The 16,080-nt window shown below is 60.1% G+C and carries 15 protein-coding genes; 1 reads left to right on the top strand and 14 read right to left on the bottom strand.

From position 1 onward, the window contains the following. Positions 1–41: 41 nt before the first annotated feature. From ACWNZ1_RS19965 to ACWNZ1_RS19955, 3 genes are all read right to left on the bottom strand, one after another. A complete protein-coding gene (locus tag ACWNZ1_RS19965; RefSeq protein ID WP_135843866.1) occupies positions 42–1,148 on the bottom strand; it encodes an NADH:flavin oxidoreductase/NADH oxidase in 1,107 nt (368 codons plus the stop codon). Positions 1,149–1,466: 318 nt separating this feature from the next. Next, positions 1,467–3,176, bottom strand: coding sequence for a single-stranded-DNA-specific exonuclease RecJ (gene recJ, locus ACWNZ1_RS19960; RefSeq protein WP_135843865.1), 1,710 nt, complete (start codon positions 3,174–3,176; stop codon positions 1,467–1,469). 169 nt (positions 3,177–3,345) lie between these two features. After that, complete coding sequence (locus ACWNZ1_RS19955; RefSeq protein ID WP_135843864.1) at positions 3,346–3,888, bottom strand: YaeQ family protein; 543 nt, start codon at positions 3,886–3,888, stop codon at positions 3,346–3,348. Positions 3,889–4,035: 147 nt separating this feature from the next. Between ACWNZ1_RS19955 and ACWNZ1_RS19950 the strand changes: the two genes are divergently transcribed. Then, entirely contained in the window at positions 4,036–5,235 is a 1,200-nt protein-coding gene (locus ACWNZ1_RS19950) for a CaiB/BaiF CoA transferase family protein (protein WP_135843863.1), read from the top strand. A 344-nt stretch (positions 5,236–5,579) separates the two neighbouring features. Here the strand turns inward: ACWNZ1_RS19950 and ACWNZ1_RS19945 are convergent, their stop codons facing one another. The 11 genes from ACWNZ1_RS19945 to ffh all read right to left on the bottom strand — a co-directional run bounded on the left by ACWNZ1_RS19945 (position 5,580) and on the right by ffh (position 15,990). Further along, positions 5,580–5,867: a DUF3509 domain-containing protein gene (locus ACWNZ1_RS19945; RefSeq protein WP_135843862.1), complete on the bottom strand. Its 288-nt coding sequence runs from the start codon at positions 5,865–5,867 to the stop codon at positions 5,580–5,582. Between the two features lie 186 nt (positions 5,868–6,053). Next, positions 6,054–7,424, bottom strand: a complete 1,371-nt coding sequence (locus ACWNZ1_RS19940) for a transporter substrate-binding domain-containing protein (RefSeq protein ID WP_256452221.1) — start codon at positions 7,422–7,424, stop codon at positions 6,054–6,056. 121 nt (positions 7,425–7,545) lie between these two features. Continuing rightward, positions 7,546–8,955 (bottom strand): threonine synthase, encoded by a 1,410-nt coding sequence (thrC, locus tag ACWNZ1_RS19935; protein ID WP_135843860.1) that lies wholly within the window; start codon positions 8,953–8,955, stop codon positions 7,546–7,548. A gap of 103 nt (positions 8,956–9,058) precedes the next feature. Further along, entirely contained in the window at positions 9,059–10,363 is a 1,305-nt protein-coding gene (locus ACWNZ1_RS19930) for a homoserine dehydrogenase (protein ID WP_025212046.1), read from the bottom strand. A gap of 131 nt (positions 10,364–10,494) precedes the next feature. Then, positions 10,495–11,226: a DsbC family protein gene (locus tag ACWNZ1_RS19925; RefSeq protein ID WP_135843859.1), complete on the bottom strand. Its 732-nt coding sequence runs from the start codon at positions 11,224–11,226 to the stop codon at positions 10,495–10,497. A 162-nt stretch (positions 11,227–11,388) separates the two neighbouring features. Beyond that, positions 11,389–12,285 carry a site-specific tyrosine recombinase XerD gene (gene xerD / locus ACWNZ1_RS19920; protein WP_135843858.1) on the bottom strand — a complete coding sequence of 299 codons (897 nt, stop codon included), beginning with the start codon at positions 12,283–12,285 and terminating at the stop codon, positions 11,389–11,391. Positions 12,286–12,417: 132 nt separating this feature from the next. Beyond that, complete coding sequence (gene rplS, locus ACWNZ1_RS19915; protein ID WP_003175895.1) at positions 12,418–12,768, bottom strand: 50S ribosomal protein L19; 351 nt, start codon at positions 12,766–12,768, stop codon at positions 12,418–12,420. Between the two features lie 45 nt (positions 12,769–12,813). Continuing rightward, positions 12,814–13,587: a tRNA (guanosine(37)-N1)-methyltransferase TrmD gene (trmD, locus tag ACWNZ1_RS19910; protein WP_178084236.1), complete on the bottom strand. Its 774-nt coding sequence runs from the start codon at positions 13,585–13,587 to the stop codon at positions 12,814–12,816. Continuing rightward, the gene (gene rimM, locus ACWNZ1_RS19905) at positions 13,569–14,105 is read right to left on the bottom strand and encodes a ribosome maturation factor RimM (protein ID WP_003198090.1); all 537 of its coding nucleotides are present in this window, start codon (positions 14,103–14,105) and stop codon (positions 13,569–13,571) included. The genes trmD and rimM overlap by 19 nt, the downstream gene beginning before the upstream one ends. Positions 14,106–14,110: 5 nt before the next feature. Next, positions 14,111–14,362 carry a 30S ribosomal protein S16 gene (rpsP, locus tag ACWNZ1_RS19900; RefSeq protein ID WP_003198088.1) on the bottom strand — a complete coding sequence of 84 codons (252 nt, stop codon included), beginning with the start codon at positions 14,360–14,362 and terminating at the stop codon, positions 14,111–14,113. A 251-nt stretch (positions 14,363–14,613) separates the two neighbouring features. Next, entirely contained in the window at positions 14,614–15,990 is a 1,377-nt protein-coding gene (ffh, locus tag ACWNZ1_RS19895) for a signal recognition particle protein (protein WP_135843856.1), read from the bottom strand. Positions 15,991–16,080: the final 90 nt, after the last annotated feature.

Below are 16,080 nucleotides of genomic sequence, written 5' to 3'. Positions count from 1 at the left end.
CCCCGGCCAACTCGACCGGGGCTTTTTGTTTTATCGGGCTCTCAGTCCCGCAAATCCGACTCATGAATCGGCTGGTCCCGATGTGTGGCCCGCTGGTACTGCGCCGGCCACGTGGCCTTGCGTCCACCCAGGTCATCATCGGCATGCAGGGCCCAGTACGGATCACGCAACAATTCCCGGGCGAGGAAAATGATATCGGCCTGGCAAGTGCGCAGGATGTGCTCGGCCTGGGCCGGCTCGGTAATCATGCCGACGGTGCCGGTGGCGATTTCCGACTCCTTGCGCACCCGTTCGGCGAAGCGTGTCTGATAGCCCGGGCCGGTGGGGATTTCCGCGTTCGCGGCCGTGCCGCCCGAGGACACATCGATCAAGTCCACTCCCAGTGCCCGGAATCGCCGCGCCAGCTCCACGGTTTCATCCGGGTTCCAACCGTCCTCGACCCAGTCGGTGGCGGAGACGCGAACGAACACGGGCAACTCTTCAGGCCATACAGCCCTCACCGCCTCGGTGACTTGCAGCACCAGGCGAATGCGATTATCGAACGAGCCGCCGTATTGATCGCGCCGCTGATTGCTCAAGGGTGACAGGAATTGATGCAGCAGATAGCCATGGGCCGCGTGGACTTCGACCACTTTAAATCCGGCCGTCAGGCTGCGTTTTGCCGCGTCCACGAACGCCTGGACCACACCGGCGATCTGTCCTTCATCCAGTTGGACGGGCTGGGTGTGCTGCGGGTCGAAGGCTATCGGCGACGGACCGACCGGCACCCAGCCGCCATCCTCCGGTTTTACGCTGCCATGCTTGCCCAGCCAGGGTCGCCAGGTGCTGGCCTTGCGCCCGGCGTGGGCCAATTGTATGCCCGGCACGGCCCCTTGGGCGGTGATAAAGCGGGTGATGCGTTGCAGGGGTTCGATCTGTTCATCGTTCCACAAACCCAGGTCCTGGGCGGTGATGCGGCCGTCCGCGGTGACGGCGGTGGCTTCGGTGAACACCAGGCCGGCGCCGCCCACGGCACGGCTTCCGAGATGCACCAGGTGCCAGTCGTTGGCCAGGCCATCGGCGCTCGAATACTGGCACATCGGCGACACCGCGATGCGATTGGGTAGGGTCAATTGGCGAAGGGTATAGGGTTCCAGCAGCAGACTCATGGGGCACCTCTCGAATCAGTGGGCAGGCTCCAGGGTTCTGTTTGAAAAGTCGACGAGTGACAAAAGATGCAACACCCGCCCCCGCGGGCAACGAAAATCGACAAGACGTCACAACGGCTATCAAGCAGTGCTTAGAGCCTAGTCGACAACCTGGGATCAGGGTGGGTTCAGAATTAAAAACCGGCCCCGATTTTCGTGTGGGAGCAAAGCCTGCTCGCGAGACCGGCACCTCGTTCTTTGAAAAACCGCATCGCCTTCATCGCGGGCAAGCCTTGCTCCCATACAAGGAGTCGCCACCCGGCAGATGAGTATTCGAGCCTACCGCGGCTCGATATGAGCAATCATCAACTGCACCGTTTCCTGGCCGCGGAATTCGTTGAGGTCGAGCTTGTAGGCCAGTTCGACCCAGCGCACGGTGGGGTTTGGCCAGATCTCGCGGTCGATGCCGAAGGCGATGCCATCGAGCTTCACCGAGCCGCATTCGCTCTTGAGCACCACCTTCAGGTGCCGCTCGCCCACCACCCGCTGTTCGACCAACTGGAACACGCCGTGGAACATCGGCTCCGGAAAGTGTTGGCCCCAGGGGCCAGCGTGGCGCAGCGCCCGGGCCAGTTCCAAGTGAAATTCCTCCACCGCCAGGGTGCCGTCCGACAACAGGCGCCCGGTCAGGTCTTCTTCGCGCAATTGCCTACGCACTTCGGCGTCGAACGCCTCGGCGAACAACGGGAAATTCGCTTCCGGCAACGTCAGCCCCGCCGCCATGGCGTGACCGCCGTACTTGCTGATCAGGGTCGGATGCTGCGCCGCCACGACGCTCAGCGCATCGCGAATATGAAACCCCGGCACCGAGCGGCCCGAGCCCTTGAGTAGGCCGTCGCCGGCATCGGCAAAGGCAATGGTTGGACGGAAATAGCGCTCTTTCATACGCGAGGCGAGGATACCGATGACGCCTTGGTGCCACTGCGGATCGAACAGGCACAAACCGAACGGCATCGACTCCACCGGCAGGTCCTTGAGCTGGGCCAGGGCTTCGCGCTGCATACCCTGCTCGATGGATTTGCGATCCTGGTTCATGCCGTCCAACTGCGCCGCCATCTCCCGCGCCAGGGCCGCGTCGTCAGTGAGCAGGCACTCGATGCCCAGGCTCATGTCGTCCAGGCGTCCGGCCGCATTCAGGCGCGGGCCGAGGATAAATCCGAGGTCCGTCGAGGTAATGCGCGAATGGTCGCGCTTGGCAACTTCGAGGATCGCCTTGATACCCGGACGGGCACGCCCGGCGCGAATCCGTTCCAGGCCCTGATGCACCAGGATCCGGTTATTGGCGTCCAGGGGCACTACGTCGGCCACACTGCCCAGAGCCACCAGGTCCAACAATTCACCGATGTTCGGTTGGGGTTTGCTGGCGTACCAGCCCAGGCTACGCAAACGTGCCCGCAGCGCCATCAGCACATAGAAGATCACGCCGACACCCGCCAGCGCCTTGCTCGGAAACTCACAGCCCGGCTGGTTCGGATTGACGATGGCATCGGCCGCCGGCAGTTCGAGGCCCGGCAAGTGGTGGTCGGTGACCAGCACCTTGAGCCCCGCCGCTTTTGCCGCCGCCACGCCTTCCACGCTGGAAATACCGTTGTCCACGGTGATCAGCAACTGCGGCTCGCGGCTCAAGGCGACTTCGACGATTTCCGGGGTCAGCCCGTAGCCGTATTCGAAGCGATTGGGCACCAGATAGTCGACATGGGCCGCGCCGAGCAGGCGCAGCCCGAGCATGCCCACGGTACTGGCGGTCGCACCGTCGGCATCAAAATCACCGACGATCAGGATCCGCTGGCGTTGCTCCAGCGCCACCACCAGCAGGTCCACCGCCGCGTCGATGCCCTTGAGTTGCTGATAAGGAATCAAGCGCGCCAGGCTCTTGTCCAGTTCAGCCTCGGACTGCACGCCACGAGCCGCGTACAGGCGGGTCAACAGCGGCGGCAGGTCACCAAGGAATGGCAGGGTGTCGGGTAGCTGGCGGGGTTCTATGCGCATGGGGTGACGGATATTTCTCTATAGATCATGGGAATTGTTATGAGGGAGCTTGTGTAGGAGCGGGCTTGCTCGCGAAGGCGGCGGCATATCAACATAGATGCAAGCTGATCTACCGTCTTCGCGAGCAAGCCCGCTCCCACAATGGTCCGCTCAATACCGCGTCAATGGATCAGCCGCGCTCGCCCGTCAACCATTGCAACTGCACTTCATGCTGGCCACGGTCGTCGGTCACGAAAATCGTCCCTTCGCTGATCATCACATCCCACTTGATGACCCGGGGCATGTCTTGGGCCAGGGTTTCCAGCACTTCCTGGGGCACGGCGGCGATGTTGACGTTTTTCAGGTTCTTGACGGCCGGAATCACCTTGCCTTCCCACACCCGCAGGCTGCCGTAAGCCAGCAGGCTGGTGCGCTCGGTGCGACGCGAGCACCAGGTCAGGCGGTCGGCGTCGGGCTGGCCGACTTCGATCCAATGCAGCACACGGTCATCCAGACTTTTTTCCCACAGCGCAGGTTCATCGACGTCTGACAGACCACGACCGAATGCCAGCAGCTCGTTGTACCAGAATGCGTAGGCCAACAGACGCACGGTCATGCGCTCCTCGGTTTCCGAAGGATGGCGGGCAATGGTCTGCTTCACGTTCTCGTACACATTGCGGTCGAGGTCGGTGAGGTTCAGTTCAAACTTATAAGTCGTGGACGGCTGGGCCATGAACGGGCTTCTTGATACGAGGAAAGGCGGCAAGTCTAACCGATGACACGGGCAATCCACGAATTGCCGACCATCAACCTGCGGCGACTGACACTGGCCTATGATAAAACGCTCTATTCGTTCTGCTTTTGTCCTACAGGATTTCTTATGTCGCTTACTGCCAAACCCCTTGCCGGCGTCAAAGTCATCGAACTCGGTACCTTGATCGCGGGGCCTTTTGCCTCGCGCATCTGCGGTGAATTCGGGGCCGAGGTCATCAAGGTCGAATCGCCTGACGGCGGCGACCCCTTACGCAAGTGGCGCAAGCTGTATGAAGGGACATCGTTATGGTGGTTCGTCCAGGCCCGCAACAAAAAATCCCTGACCCTGAACCTCAAGCACCCCGAAGGCCTGGCGATCCTGAAGAAGCTGATCGGCGAAGCCGACATCCTGATCGAGAATTTTCGCCCCGGCGTGCTGGAAAAGCTCGGCCTGGGCTGGGATGTACTGCACGCGCTGAACCCGAAACTGGTGATGGTGCGGCTTTCAGGCTTTGGCCAGACCGGCCCCATGAAAGATCAGCCCGGGTTCGGCGCGGTGGGTGAATCCATGGGCGGCCTGCGCTACATCACCGGGTTCGAGGACCGCCCGCCGGTGCGCACCGGGATCTCCATCGGCGACTCGATCGCGGCGCTCTGGGGCGTGATCGGCGCACTGATGGCCCTGCGTCACCGCGAAATCAACGGCGGTACCGGACAAGTGGTCGATGTGGCGTTGTACGAGGCGATCTTCGCCATGATGGAAAGCATGGTGCCGGAGTTCGACGTGTTCGGTTTCATCCGCGAGCGCACCGGCAATATCATGCCCGGCATCACCCCCTCGTCGATCCACACCAGTGCCGACGGCAAGCACGTGCAGATTGGCGCCAACGGCGATGCGATCTTCAAGCGTTTCATGCAGATCATCGGCCGTGACGACCTGGCCAATGACCCGCAACTGGCCAGCAACGACGGCCGTGACAGCCGCCGCGACGAGCTGTATGGCGTGATCGATCGTTGGGTCAACTCGCTACCGCTCGATACGGTCATCGAGCAGTTGAACCAGGCCGGGGTGCCAGCCAGCCGGATCTTCAGTGCCGAGGATATGTTCAGCGACCCGCAGTTCCTCGCCCGGGAAATGTTTCTGCAGGCCAAGCTGCCGGACGGCAAGGCGTTCAAGATGCCGGGCATCGTACCGAAACTCTCCGACACCCCGGGTACCTCCGAATGGGTCGGGCCGGCGCTGGGAGAGCACAACGCCCAAGTGCTCGGTGAGCTTGGCTACGATGCCCAGCAGATCGCCAAACTGCGCACCGACGGAGCCATTTGACGCGCCACCGGGGTTCGGCGGTGAACGAAAACCTGTGTTCACTGAAGATCAACGGTGGGAGCGGGCTTGCTCGCGAAGGCGGCGCATCAGTCGATATCAATGTTGAATATCGGCCCCTTTCGCGAGCCCGTTCCCACAAAGATTCGGCGTTGCTCCGTGGCCGAGCGCACTAAAACCTTAAATCCCAGGCAAAAAGAAACCCCGAGAAGTGGGGAGACGACTCGGGGTTAAACGTGACCATTCGAGGTCAGTACAACAAGCGACAAGCACCGGAGCACAATGCTCGCTCTTGTTGGTAAAAGGTCTGACTCACCAAGACGTAAGAAGGTTCCCACAAACTTCGTTCAATTCGGGACAGCCATCACCTTGTCGCGCGCCAGATTACGCAGCGCCGCGATCACACAGGGCTCCAGGCGTCCCTCGGCAATCAGCACATCGCGATGCAAGCCATCGACCACATCCGTCAGTTGGCGCTTGTCGGTCAATTGGGCCCGGTTGAACACCCGTTCGACGATGATGCTTCCGACGGCATTTTTCAGCGTTATCAAGCATTCGCCCTTGGCGCCGGAGGGAGTCAGCGTAACCTGATACGGGCTTAAAGCCTCACCTAGCAATAGGCTGATACTTTCCATTCGCTCACCCTTCAATAGTCCGAAAACAGCTGCATGTACACAGTAAGTGACCGTGGGCCACAGCAGAAAGTTCGTCAGCGCACCGAACCGGCGTACCTCAAACCTGTTCAACCGAGCATGCGCGTCCAATATGACAGGGAAACAACAACCGTCGCTGCAAGCCATTTGCGTGGCGAGCGGCCTCGGTCACGCCAGGAGTTTCTCGGAGCGGCTCCAGCGGCGGCCGACATCGATCCACCCGCCTAAAATTCCGCGCAACTGCCCATCGGCCCCGTAGAAGGGCACCGACCAATGATAGATTTCCCGCAATCCGTTGCTGAACATCAACTGACGGTCGACGAATCGAGGCTGCCCGGTACGCAGTTGCTCCATCACCTCCCCATGTAGCAGCTCAGCAGTGTCCGCAGGAAACGGTGCAGAGTCAGTCAACCGCGTCCCCCGCAGCTTTTCGAAGCGGGTCGCTAGCTGCTCTTCGTAGCTTTTGTTGCACATGACCAGGCGTCCTTCGAGATCACGGATGAAAATCGGATCGGGAATGGCATCCATCAAGGCTCTCTGGAGCATCAACTGGTCTTTGAGGACCGCCTCGGCCTTGAGGCGCTGATCGATCTGAATCTGCAGGCGGCGATTCCACAACAGGGACAGCAGGCCGAACATCACGACCACGGTCACACACCAGTAACCCCACTGAGACACACGCGACCAGAACGACGGCGCCTGGCTGGGGGTAATGCCCGCCATCCATTTGGAGCGCAGCGCGCGCATCTCATTGGCCGGGAAGGCTTCCAGCGCTTTATTCAAAATGGCCAGCAACGGTGTCAGATCCTGGCGCACGGCCAGGTAGTCCGGTTCCCACTTGCCCTCAAGGTTTCTTCCTACTTGCAATTGCCCAGCGGGATAGAGATGCACCCCCGTTTCATTTTCAATGGTGGCGTAGGCTTCCCGGCTCTCCACCAGCGCCCGTGCCTCTCCATACGTCTTGACCGTGCGCAGCTCAATGGCCGGGTAGTCACGCCTGATTTCCGCCTCCAGGGCATGCCGTGCCGGCAAAGCCAGGATCTTGCCCTCGAGCTGCTCCATGGAATGAAGCGCAGACTCCCCGTCACGTCCGACGAATACCCAGCCGGAACCGCCAAATGCATGGCTGAAACTCAGGAAATTCCTGCGTTCATCGTTCATCGCCAGCGTGGTCGTCATGTCGGCCTCGCCATTCTCCAGCATCGCCAGCAACTGATCGGGGGAAAACGACTCCCGATGCACGAACTCAAGCCCCGTCATTTGCGCAATGCGCTGGAGAATGTCGTGGTTCAGGCCGTTCCACTGCCCCAGCTCATTTTTGAACAGGTACAACGGAAACTGCATCGAGGCCACGATGACCCGTGGGTTTTCCTTGATCCACTTCAGCTCCTGCGCGTCCAGCACCAACCGCTCATCGGGCTCGAACGGTGGCGTTTCGATGGCCGCCAGTTGTGCCGCGCCGCTCCATTGCGCCAAGTACATCAGGGCCAGGCCTATCACCCAGCTCAGGGCTGGTTTGCATCGGATAAAAAACAACATCTGCACTTCCTTCGAGATAACCCGCCCCTCCCTCCAAGGGCGAAAACCCGGCCAGTTTGGCATGCAGAAACAAGAAAGCCCGTCAGGAGACGGGCTTCAAAATGTGACAGGTTTCAGCGGGTCAGAGCGGCTTGCCGCGGTTGCCATGCTGACTGACAAAGGCCTGCACGGCTTTCAAGTCATTGGGCAACACGGTGCAACGCTCATCTCGCTCAAACAAATCAGAAAGGTGTGCAGGGAGTTCAAGCGCTTTTCCTACACCCGCTTTCTCCACCGCTTCCGGGAACTTGACCGGATGAGCGGTGCCGAGGATCACCATCGGGATGTCCAGGCTGCGACGGCACTCACGAGCGGCTCTCACGCCGATAGCGGTGTGCGGATCGAGCAATTCACCGCTTTGCTCGAACACCTCGGCAATGGTTTCGCAGGTTTGCGCATCGTCCACCGCCAGGGAGTCGAACAACTTGCGGGCTTCGGTCCAGCGCTCAGGCTCGACGCTGAAGCCACCGCCCTGGCGGAAGCTGTCCATCAGGCCGGCAATCGCTGCGCCATTGCGACCGTGCAGATCGAACAGCAGGCGCTCGAAGTTCGACGACACCATGATATCCATGGAAGGCGAGAGCGTGGCGTGCAGGGTTTCCTTGACGTACTGGTTACCGCTCATGAAGCGATGCAGGATGTCATTGCGATTGGTGGCGACGATCAATTGATTGATCGGCAGCCCCATGTTGCGCGCCAGGTAACCGGCGAAGATATCGCCGAAGTTACCGGTAGGCACCGAGAACGACACCGAACGGGCCGGGCCGCCCAGCTGCAGGGCCGCATGGAAGTAATAAACGATCTGGGCCATGATCCGCGCCCAGTTGATCGAGTTCACCGCCACCAGGCGCGTGCCCTTGAGGAAACTCTGGTCGGCGAAACTGGCCTTGACCATTTCCTGGCAGTCATCGAAGTTGCCTTCGATGGCGATGTTGTGGATGTTATCGCCGAAAATCGTCGTCATCTGCCGACGCTGGACTTCCGAGACGCGGTTGTGCGGGTGCAGGATGAAAATGTCGACGTTATCGCAATGCTTGCAGCCTTCGATGGCGGCCGAACCGGTATCGCCAGACGTTGCACCGACAATCACCACACGCTCGCCGCGCTTTTGCAGCACGTAGTCGAGCAGACGACCGAGCAATTGCAGGGCGAAGTCCTTGAATGCCAGGGTCGGACCGTGGAACAGCTCCATCACCCACTCGTTACCGTTGAGCTGACGCAAAGGTGCGATGGCGTTGTGGGAAAAGACGCCATAGGTCTCTTCCAGAATCTTTTTGAAATCGGCGTCCGGGATGCTGCCGGTGACGAACGGGCGCATCACCCGGAAGGCCAGCTCGTGATACGGCAGGCCGGCCCAGGAGGCAATTTCTTCCTGGGTGAAACGCGGCAGGTTTTCCGGCACATAGAGGCCGCCGTCGGTAGCTAGGCCGGCCAACAGGACATCTTCGAAATTCAGGGCCGGTGCCTGGCCGCGGGTGCTGATATAGCGCATGGGGCAAACCTTCGGTTTGGGCTTCAAGCCTCAGGCCACAAGCGGCAAGTGAGAAGCGGCTCGGCTTCTACTTGCAGCTCGCGGCTTGGCGCTTGCCGCTAAATTAATTCAAATGTTCAACGCGGATACGGACCACCGGACCCACGACGCCCTGCAGGGCCTCCAGCGCAGTGATCGCATCGTTGATGCGTTGCTCGACCACACGGTGGGTCAGCAGGATCATCGGCACCAGGCCGTCGTGCTCCTCGACTTCCTTCTGCATGATCGACTCGATGTTGATGCCACGCTCCGAAAGAATGCTCGCCACCTGGGCCAGGACGCCTGGATGGTCCTTGGCCTGGATACGCAGGTAGTAGGCACTTTCGCATGCTTCGATCGGAAGAATCGGGTGATCCGACAACGAGTCTGGCTGGAACGCCAGGTGCGGCACACGGTTCTCCGGATCGGAGGTCATGGCGCGAACCACATCCACCAGATCGGCCACCACCGAGGAGGCCGTCGGTTCCATGCCAGCACCGGCGCCGTAGAACAGGGTCGAGCCGGCCGCATCACCGTTGACCATCACCGCGTTCATCACGCCGTTGACGTTAGCGATCAGGCGGTCGGCCGGGATCAGCGTCGGGTGCACGCGCAGCTCGATGCCGCTGGCGGTGCTGCGAGCCACGCCCAGGTGCTTGATGCGGTAGCCCAAAGCTTCGGCGTAGTTCACGTCAGCGGTGGTCAGCTTGGTGATGCCTTCGGTGTAGGCTTTGTCGAACTGCAGCGGGATACCGAAGGCGATGGACGCCAGGATCGTCAGCTTGTGCGCCGCGTCGATGCCTTCCACGTCGAAGGTCGGATCGGCCTCGGCATAACCCAGGGCCTGGGCTTCGGCGAGCACGTCCTCGAAGGTGCGACCCTTCTCGCGCATCTCGGTAAGGATGAAGTTGCCGGTGCCGTTGATGATCCCGGCCACCCAGTTGATGCGGTTGGCCGACAAGCCTTCACGAATCGCCTTGATCACCGGAATGCCACCGGCCACGGCGGCTTCGAACGCAACGATCACGCCCTTCTCGCGAGCCTTGGCGAAAATCTCATTACCGTGAACAGCGATAAGCGCCTTGTTCGCGGTGACCACATGCTTGCCATTCTCGATGGCTTTGAGTACCAGCTCGCGGGCAACGGTATAGCCGCCCATCAGCTCTATGACGATGTCGATCTCAGGGTTCGTGGCCACTTCGAAGACATCGTTGGTAATCGCAATACCGGTCGTCTGGAACTGAGGCTTTGGCGTGCGCATGGCAATTTGTGCCACTTCGATTCCACGCCCGGCACGCCGGGAAATTTCCTCGGCGTTACGCTGAAGTACGTTGAAGGTGCCGCCACCGACGGTACCTAACCCACAGATGCCTACTTTGACCGGATTCACTCTTGACTCCCCATGAAACGGCCGACGCAAGGTCGGCCGTGAAATACAGCCACGCAGTAACGCGACTTAGTGTTTAACGGCCCGGCGAAGGTTTCGCCGAGCCGAGATCTTCAGAAACAGACCACGCATGATCATTTCGCACCAAGGGCCAGTTTGGCGACTTGTGGCGCCGGCTGGTAGCCCGGAATTACCTGACCGTCCGCCAAAACAATCGCTGGCGTACCGTTCACACCTATTGACTGCCCAAGGGCAAACTGCTTGGAAACCGGGTTCTCGCACTTGGCGGCCTTGATTTCCTTGCCATCGACCATCTTGTCCATGGCCGCTTTCTTGTCCTTGGAGCACCAGACCGCCTGCAACTGTTCGTCACCCGGCGAACCCAGGCCCTGGCGCGGGAAGGCAACGTAGCGCACTTCGATACCGCGCTTGTTCAGCTCCGGCACTTCGGCGTGCAGCTTGTGGCAATACGGGCAAGTGGTGTCGGTGAATACCGTGATATGGGATTTGGTTTCACCGATCGCAGGGTAAACCACGGTTTCGGCAACCGGGATGCCGTTGATCAGTTTGGAAATGCCCTGGCGCTCGGTGATCTCGGTGAGATTGACCGGCTTGCCGTCCTTGAGCTCGAACAGGTTGCCCTGGACGATGTACTGGCCGTCAGCGCTGGCGTACAAGACCCGGCTGCCCTTGAGCTTGACCTCATACAGGCCGGCCATGGGGCTGGCGGAGATGGCTTCGATCGGCACTTCGAGCTGAAGGTTTTCCAGGCTCTTGCGGATAGCCTTGTCGGCCGCGTCGTCAGCGATGGCAAAGGTACTGGCCAGCGCGATGGCGGCGGCGGTGAACAACTGGATCAAACGCATGGGGACTCCTGAGGCGAACAAATGGGACGGGGAAACGCCGACCCGCAGATTCGGGTTCCAGCCGCCCACTGTGCAAACCGGCAAAGCCTACCACATAAGGGCTGAGTGGCCGAATGCCGGTGACGCACGACGTTGGTGGAGGCTGTTCTGTGGGGGCTTCATTCAGCCCCGAGGATGATGCTTGGCATGCAGGTCCTGCAATCGCGCCCGGGCTACGTGCGTGTAGATCTGGGTGGTGGACAGGTCGCTGTGGCCCAGCAGCATCTGCACCACTCGCAAGTCGGCGCCGTGGTTGAGCAGGTGCGTGGCGAAGGCATGGCGTAAGGTGTGGGGCGAGAGGGACTTGCCGATCCCGGCCACCTTGGCCTGGTGCTTGATGCGGTGCCAGAAGGTCTGGCGGGTCATCTGCTCGCCACGCAGGCTTGGAAACAGCACGTCGCTGGGCCGCCCGCCCAGCAGCTCATGACGGGCGTCGCGCATGTAACGCTCGACCCAGACGATCGCTTCCTCGCCCATCGGCACCAGACGCTCCTTGCTGCCCTTGCCCATCACCCGCAGCACGCCCTGGCGCAAGTTGACCTGCTCCAGCGTGAGGCTGATCAATTCGGTGACCCGCAGGCCGCAGGCGTACAAGACCTCCAGCATGGCCCGGTCGCGTTGACCGATAGCCTCGCTGAGGTCCGGCGCCGCCAGCAACGCCTCCACATCCGCTTCTGACAAGGACTTGGGCAGCGGACGCCCCAGCTGCGGCATTTCCACACGCAAGGTCGGATCGACGGCAATCAGCTTTTCCCGCAACAAATAGCGATAAAAACCGCGCAGACCGGAGAGAAAACGTGCCGTGGAGCGCGGTTTGTAGTTCTGCTCAAGGCGCCAGGCCAGGTGATCGAGGATCAACTCCCGCCCGGCATTGGCCAGCTCCAGGCCTTTTTCCTGCAACCAACCATTGAACAGTGCCAGATCGCTGCGATAGGCATCACGGGTGTTATCGGACAGGCCCTTCTCCAGCCACAAGGCGTCGAGAAACTGGTCTATCAGGGGATGATCGATGGCTGGCATAAAAACTCATGAAGGATGCGGGCACACACTGCATCGAAATGAAAAATCAAGGTATGCAGGGTGCTCAAAGACCAAATCCCAGGCAACAAAAAAGCAGCCCGCAGGCTGCTTTTTTTGCATCGGAAGCTGGACTTAAGCCAGTTTTTCCTTGATGCGAGCTGCTTTACCGGACAGGTCACGCAGGTAGTACAGCTTGGCTTTACGCACGTCACCGCGACGTTTCACAGCCATGCTGTCGATTTGCGGGCTGTAGGTCTGGAAAGTACGCTCTACGCCAACACCGTTGGAGATTTTACGAACAGTGAAAGCACTGTTCACACCACGGTTACGCTTGGCGATAACGACGCCTTCGAACGCTTGCAGACGCGAACGGTCGCCTTCCTTCACTTTCACCTGAACGACAATGGTGTCGCCCGGGGCAAAGGTAGGGATTTCTTTGGTCATCTGCTCTGCTTCGAGTGCAAGGATGATTTTGTTAGTCATGCTGTGCTCCTAAGGCAAGTCGTCGGACTTACCATCGATACGTTGTTAACTATCGTCCCGCTCGCGGATGTATTCCTCGAGCAGCTTCTTCTCTTCTCCAGAAAGCGAGCGGCTTTCCAGAAGATCGGCGCGTCGTTCATAGGTCCGACCAAGGGACTGCTGTAAACGCCAACGCCGGATGTGCGCGTGGTTGCCACTTAGCAACACGTCGGGAACACGCTGATCCGCATACACCTCCGGTCGGGTGTAGTGCGGGCAATCCAGCAGACCATCCGTAAAGGAATCTTCCTCAGCGGAATCTGCATGCCCTAAAGCTCCAGGCAGCAGTCGTGTAACCGCGTCGATCAGGACCATCGCCGGCAGCTCGCCGCCAGACAGTACATAGTCGCCAATCGACCACTCTTCATCGACATGAGCTTCAATGAAACGCTCGTCAATGCCTTCATAACGGCCGGCAATCAGGATCAATGCATCCGAATTCGCCAACTCGCGTACCGCCGACTGAGTCAGCTGGCGGCCTTGGGGCGACAGGTAAATCACCTTCGCACCCTCCCCGGCTGCGTTTCTGGCCTGAACCAGAGCGTCTTCCAGGGGCTTGATCTTCATCACCATGCCCGGACCACCGCCAAACGGGCGATCGTCCACAGTGTGATGCCGATCCGTGGTGTAGTCCCGCGGATTCCAACAAGTGAGCTGCAACAGCTCCTGTTTCACCGCGCGGCTGGTTATGCCGTACTCGCTGATGGCGGAAAACATCTCGGGAAACAGCGTGATGACTTCAACGCGCAAATTAGCCACGTTTAGAAATCCGCATCCCATTCCACCTTCATCTCGCCAGCTGCAAGGTCAACGGCCAACACGCATTGCTCGGTATAGGGCAACAGGCGTTCGCGATCATCCAGGCTGCCGACGCAAGGCTTGACCACCATGACATCGTTCGAACCGGTCTCGAGCAGGTGATCGATTTTCCCGAGCAATTGCCCGAGGTGGTCGATGACCTTCAGACCCACCAGCTGGTACCAGTAGTACTCGCCGTCGGTCAGTTCAGGGAACAGGTTGCGTGGCACGCAGATCTCATAACCGGCCAGAAGACGCGCTTCTTCACGATCATCGAGATCCTTGAGCTTTGCGACCAGGAACTTGTCGTTCCCACGTCCGCTGACCAGCTCAACCTGTTTCACGCTACCTTCGCGCTTGAGCGTCCAGGTTTTGTAGTCCAACAGGTTTTTGATCGGATCAGTAAAGGAATACACCTTCACTTCGCCGCGAACGCCATGAACAGAGTAAATCTTGCCGACAACGATCAAATCATCAGCGTCTTTTGGCGTCGCGTTCATATTGCTCAGGCCGCAGCCTTAGCCGATTCCTTCAACAACTGAGCAACACGCTCAGAAGGTTGTGCACCAACGCTCAGCCAGTAGGCTACGCGCTCTTGGTTCACGGACAGACGAACTTCCTGACCACGGGCAACAGGGTTGAAGAAACCAACCTGTTCCTTGTGGGAACCGTCACGCGGGTTGCGGCTGTCGGTTACGGTCAGGTGGTAAAACGGGCGCTTTTTGGAGCCGCCAAGGGCAAGACGGATTGTTAGCATGTGAACATCGTTCCTGTAGTCGGTGCTGCAAATCTAAATGCACAGCGGGCATAGGTGCCCGAAAGGCCGCATATTCTAAGGAATATCCGGACTTTTGCAAATGTCTTTTTCCGGCGTCTATCGGCATGCCATTCAGATCTGCCATGAAGCCGTCGTTGAAAACGGCCGGTCAGCGCCCGCCGATGGCGGGTTGGCTGGAGATCCCACGTCCCCGTGGGCAGCACCGGCATGACTGCCGGTGCCTGGATTCTTTACATCTTGGGCATGCCACCGCCGGGCAACATACCGCCCATGCCGCGCATCATCTTGGCCATCCCGCCCTTGGCGGAGAATTTCTTCATCATCTTCTGCATCTGCTTGTGCTGCTTGATCAAGCGACCGATGTCCTGCACCTGGGTGCCGGAACCCATGGCGATACGGCGCTTGCGCGAACCGCTGATCAGGTCAGGGTCGCGGCGCTCGGCCGGGGTCATGGAATTGATGATGGCCTCCATCTGCTTGAACTGCTTTTCAGCCGCGCCCTGGGCATTGCCCATCTGCGCCAGGTTCACGCCACCGATGTTCGGCAGTTTGTCCATGAGCCCGCCAAGGCCGCCCATGTTCTTCATTTGTTGCAGCTGGTCGCGGAAATCTTCGAGGTCGAAGCCCTTGCCCTTCTTCAGCTTCTTGGCCAGTTTGTCGGCCTTGTCCTTGTCGAGGGTCTGCTCGGCCTGCTCGATCAGGCTGAGCACGTCGCCCATGCCGAGGATGCGCGAAGCGATACGCTCAGGGTGGAACGGCTCGAGCGCTTCGCTCTTCTCGCCCATACCGATGAACTTGATCGGCTTGCCGGTGATGGCGCGCACCGACAGCGCGGCACCGCCACGGGCATCGCCGTCGACCTTGGTCAGGATCACACCGGTCAGCGGCAGTGCATCACCGAACGCCTTGGCGGTGTTGGCCGCGTCCTGGCCGGTCATGGCGTCGACCACGAACAGGGTTTCCACCGGGTTGATCGCGGCATGCAGCGCCTTGATCTCGCCCATCATCTCTTCATCGATGTGCAGGCGACCGGCGGTATCGACGATGACCACGTCGATGAATTTCAGCTTGGCTTCTTTAATAGCCGCCTGGGCGATGTCCACCGGCTTCTGGCTCAGGTCGGACGGGAAGAACGTCACGCCGATGTCATTGGCCAGGGTTTCCAGCTGCTTGATCGCCGCCGGGCGGTAGATGTCCGCGGACACCACCATCACCGACTTCTTCTTGCGCTCCTTGAGGAAGCGCGCAAGCTTGCCGGCCGTGGTGGTCTTGCCCGCGCCCTGCAGGCCTGCCATCAGGACCACGGCAGGTGGCACCGCGCTCAGGTTCAAGTCTTCGTTGGCGGCGCCCATCAGGCTTTCGAGTTCGGCCTGGACGATCTTCACGAACGCCTGGCCTGGCGTCAGGCTGCGCGACACTTCAGTGCCGACGGCGCGTTCCTTGACCGAATTGACGAAGTCCTTGACCACCGGCAGGGCGACGTCGGCTTCGAGCAACGCCATGCGCACTTCGCGCAGGGTGTCTTTGATGTTGTCCTCGGTCAGTTTCGCCTTGCCGGTGACATGGCGCAGCGTCTGCGAGAGACGGTCGGTTAGGTTTTCAAACATGCGCGATCCTTTCAGGCCCAGATGAGACCGGGATAATGGCGGCCCAGACCGTGAAAAATGTGCTCGGCGAGCCTGCGGCGTGGGCAGGTC

This window comes from Pseudomonas sp. CFBP 5748 (genome assembly GCF_053850495.1).
Note: the sequence above shows the minus strand (reverse complement) of the source record. Positions and strands in the feature narration are given on the sequence as shown.

Excerpts from the sequence above, each read along its gene's own strand:
- ACWNZ1_RS19965 (WP_135843866.1), bottom strand. The coding sequence starts at position 1,148 with ATGAGTCTGCTGCTGGAACCCTATACCCTTCGCCAATTGACCCTACCC.
- recJ (WP_135843865.1), bottom strand. The coding sequence starts at position 3,176 with ATGCGCATAGAACCCCGCCAGCTACCCGACACCCTGCCATTCCTTGGT.
- ACWNZ1_RS19955 (WP_135843864.1), bottom strand. The coding sequence starts at position 3,888 with ATGGCCCAGCCGTCCACGACTTATAAGTTTGAACTGAACCTCACCGAC.
- ACWNZ1_RS19950 (WP_135843863.1), top strand. The coding sequence starts at position 4,036 with ATGTCGCTTACTGCCAAACCCCTTGCCGGCGTCAAAGTCATCGAACTC.
- ACWNZ1_RS19945 (WP_135843862.1), bottom strand. The coding sequence starts at position 5,867 with ATGGAAAGTATCAGCCTATTGCTAGGTGAGGCTTTAAGCCCGTATCAG.
- ACWNZ1_RS19940 (WP_256452221.1), bottom strand. The coding sequence starts at position 7,424 with ATGTTGTTTTTTATCCGATGCAAACCAGCCCTGAGCTGGGTGATAGGC.
- thrC (WP_135843860.1), bottom strand. The coding sequence starts at position 8,955 with ATGCGCTATATCAGCACCCGCGGCCAGGCACCGGCCCTGAATTTCGAA.
- ACWNZ1_RS19925 (WP_135843859.1), bottom strand. The coding sequence starts at position 11,226 with ATGCGTTTGATCCAGTTGTTCACCGCCGCCGCCATCGCGCTGGCCAGT.
- xerD (WP_135843858.1), bottom strand. The coding sequence starts at position 12,285 with ATGCCAGCCATCGATCATCCCCTGATAGACCAGTTTCTCGACGCCTTG.
- rplS (WP_003175895.1), bottom strand. The coding sequence starts at position 12,768 with ATGACTAACAAAATCATCCTTGCACTCGAAGCAGAGCAGATGACCAAA.
- trmD (WP_178084236.1), bottom strand. The coding sequence starts at position 13,587 with ATGGGATGCGGATTTCTAAACGTGGCTAATTTGCGCGTTGAAGTCATC.
- rimM (WP_003198090.1), bottom strand. The coding sequence starts at position 14,105 with ATGAACGCGACGCCAAAAGACGCTGATGATTTGATCGTTGTCGGCAAG.
- rpsP (WP_003198088.1), bottom strand. The coding sequence starts at position 14,362 with ATGCTAACAATCCGTCTTGCCCTTGGCGGCTCCAAAAAGCGCCCGTTT.
- ffh (WP_135843856.1), bottom strand. The coding sequence starts at position 15,990 with ATGTTTGAAAACCTAACCGACCGTCTCTCGCAGACGCTGCGCCATGTC.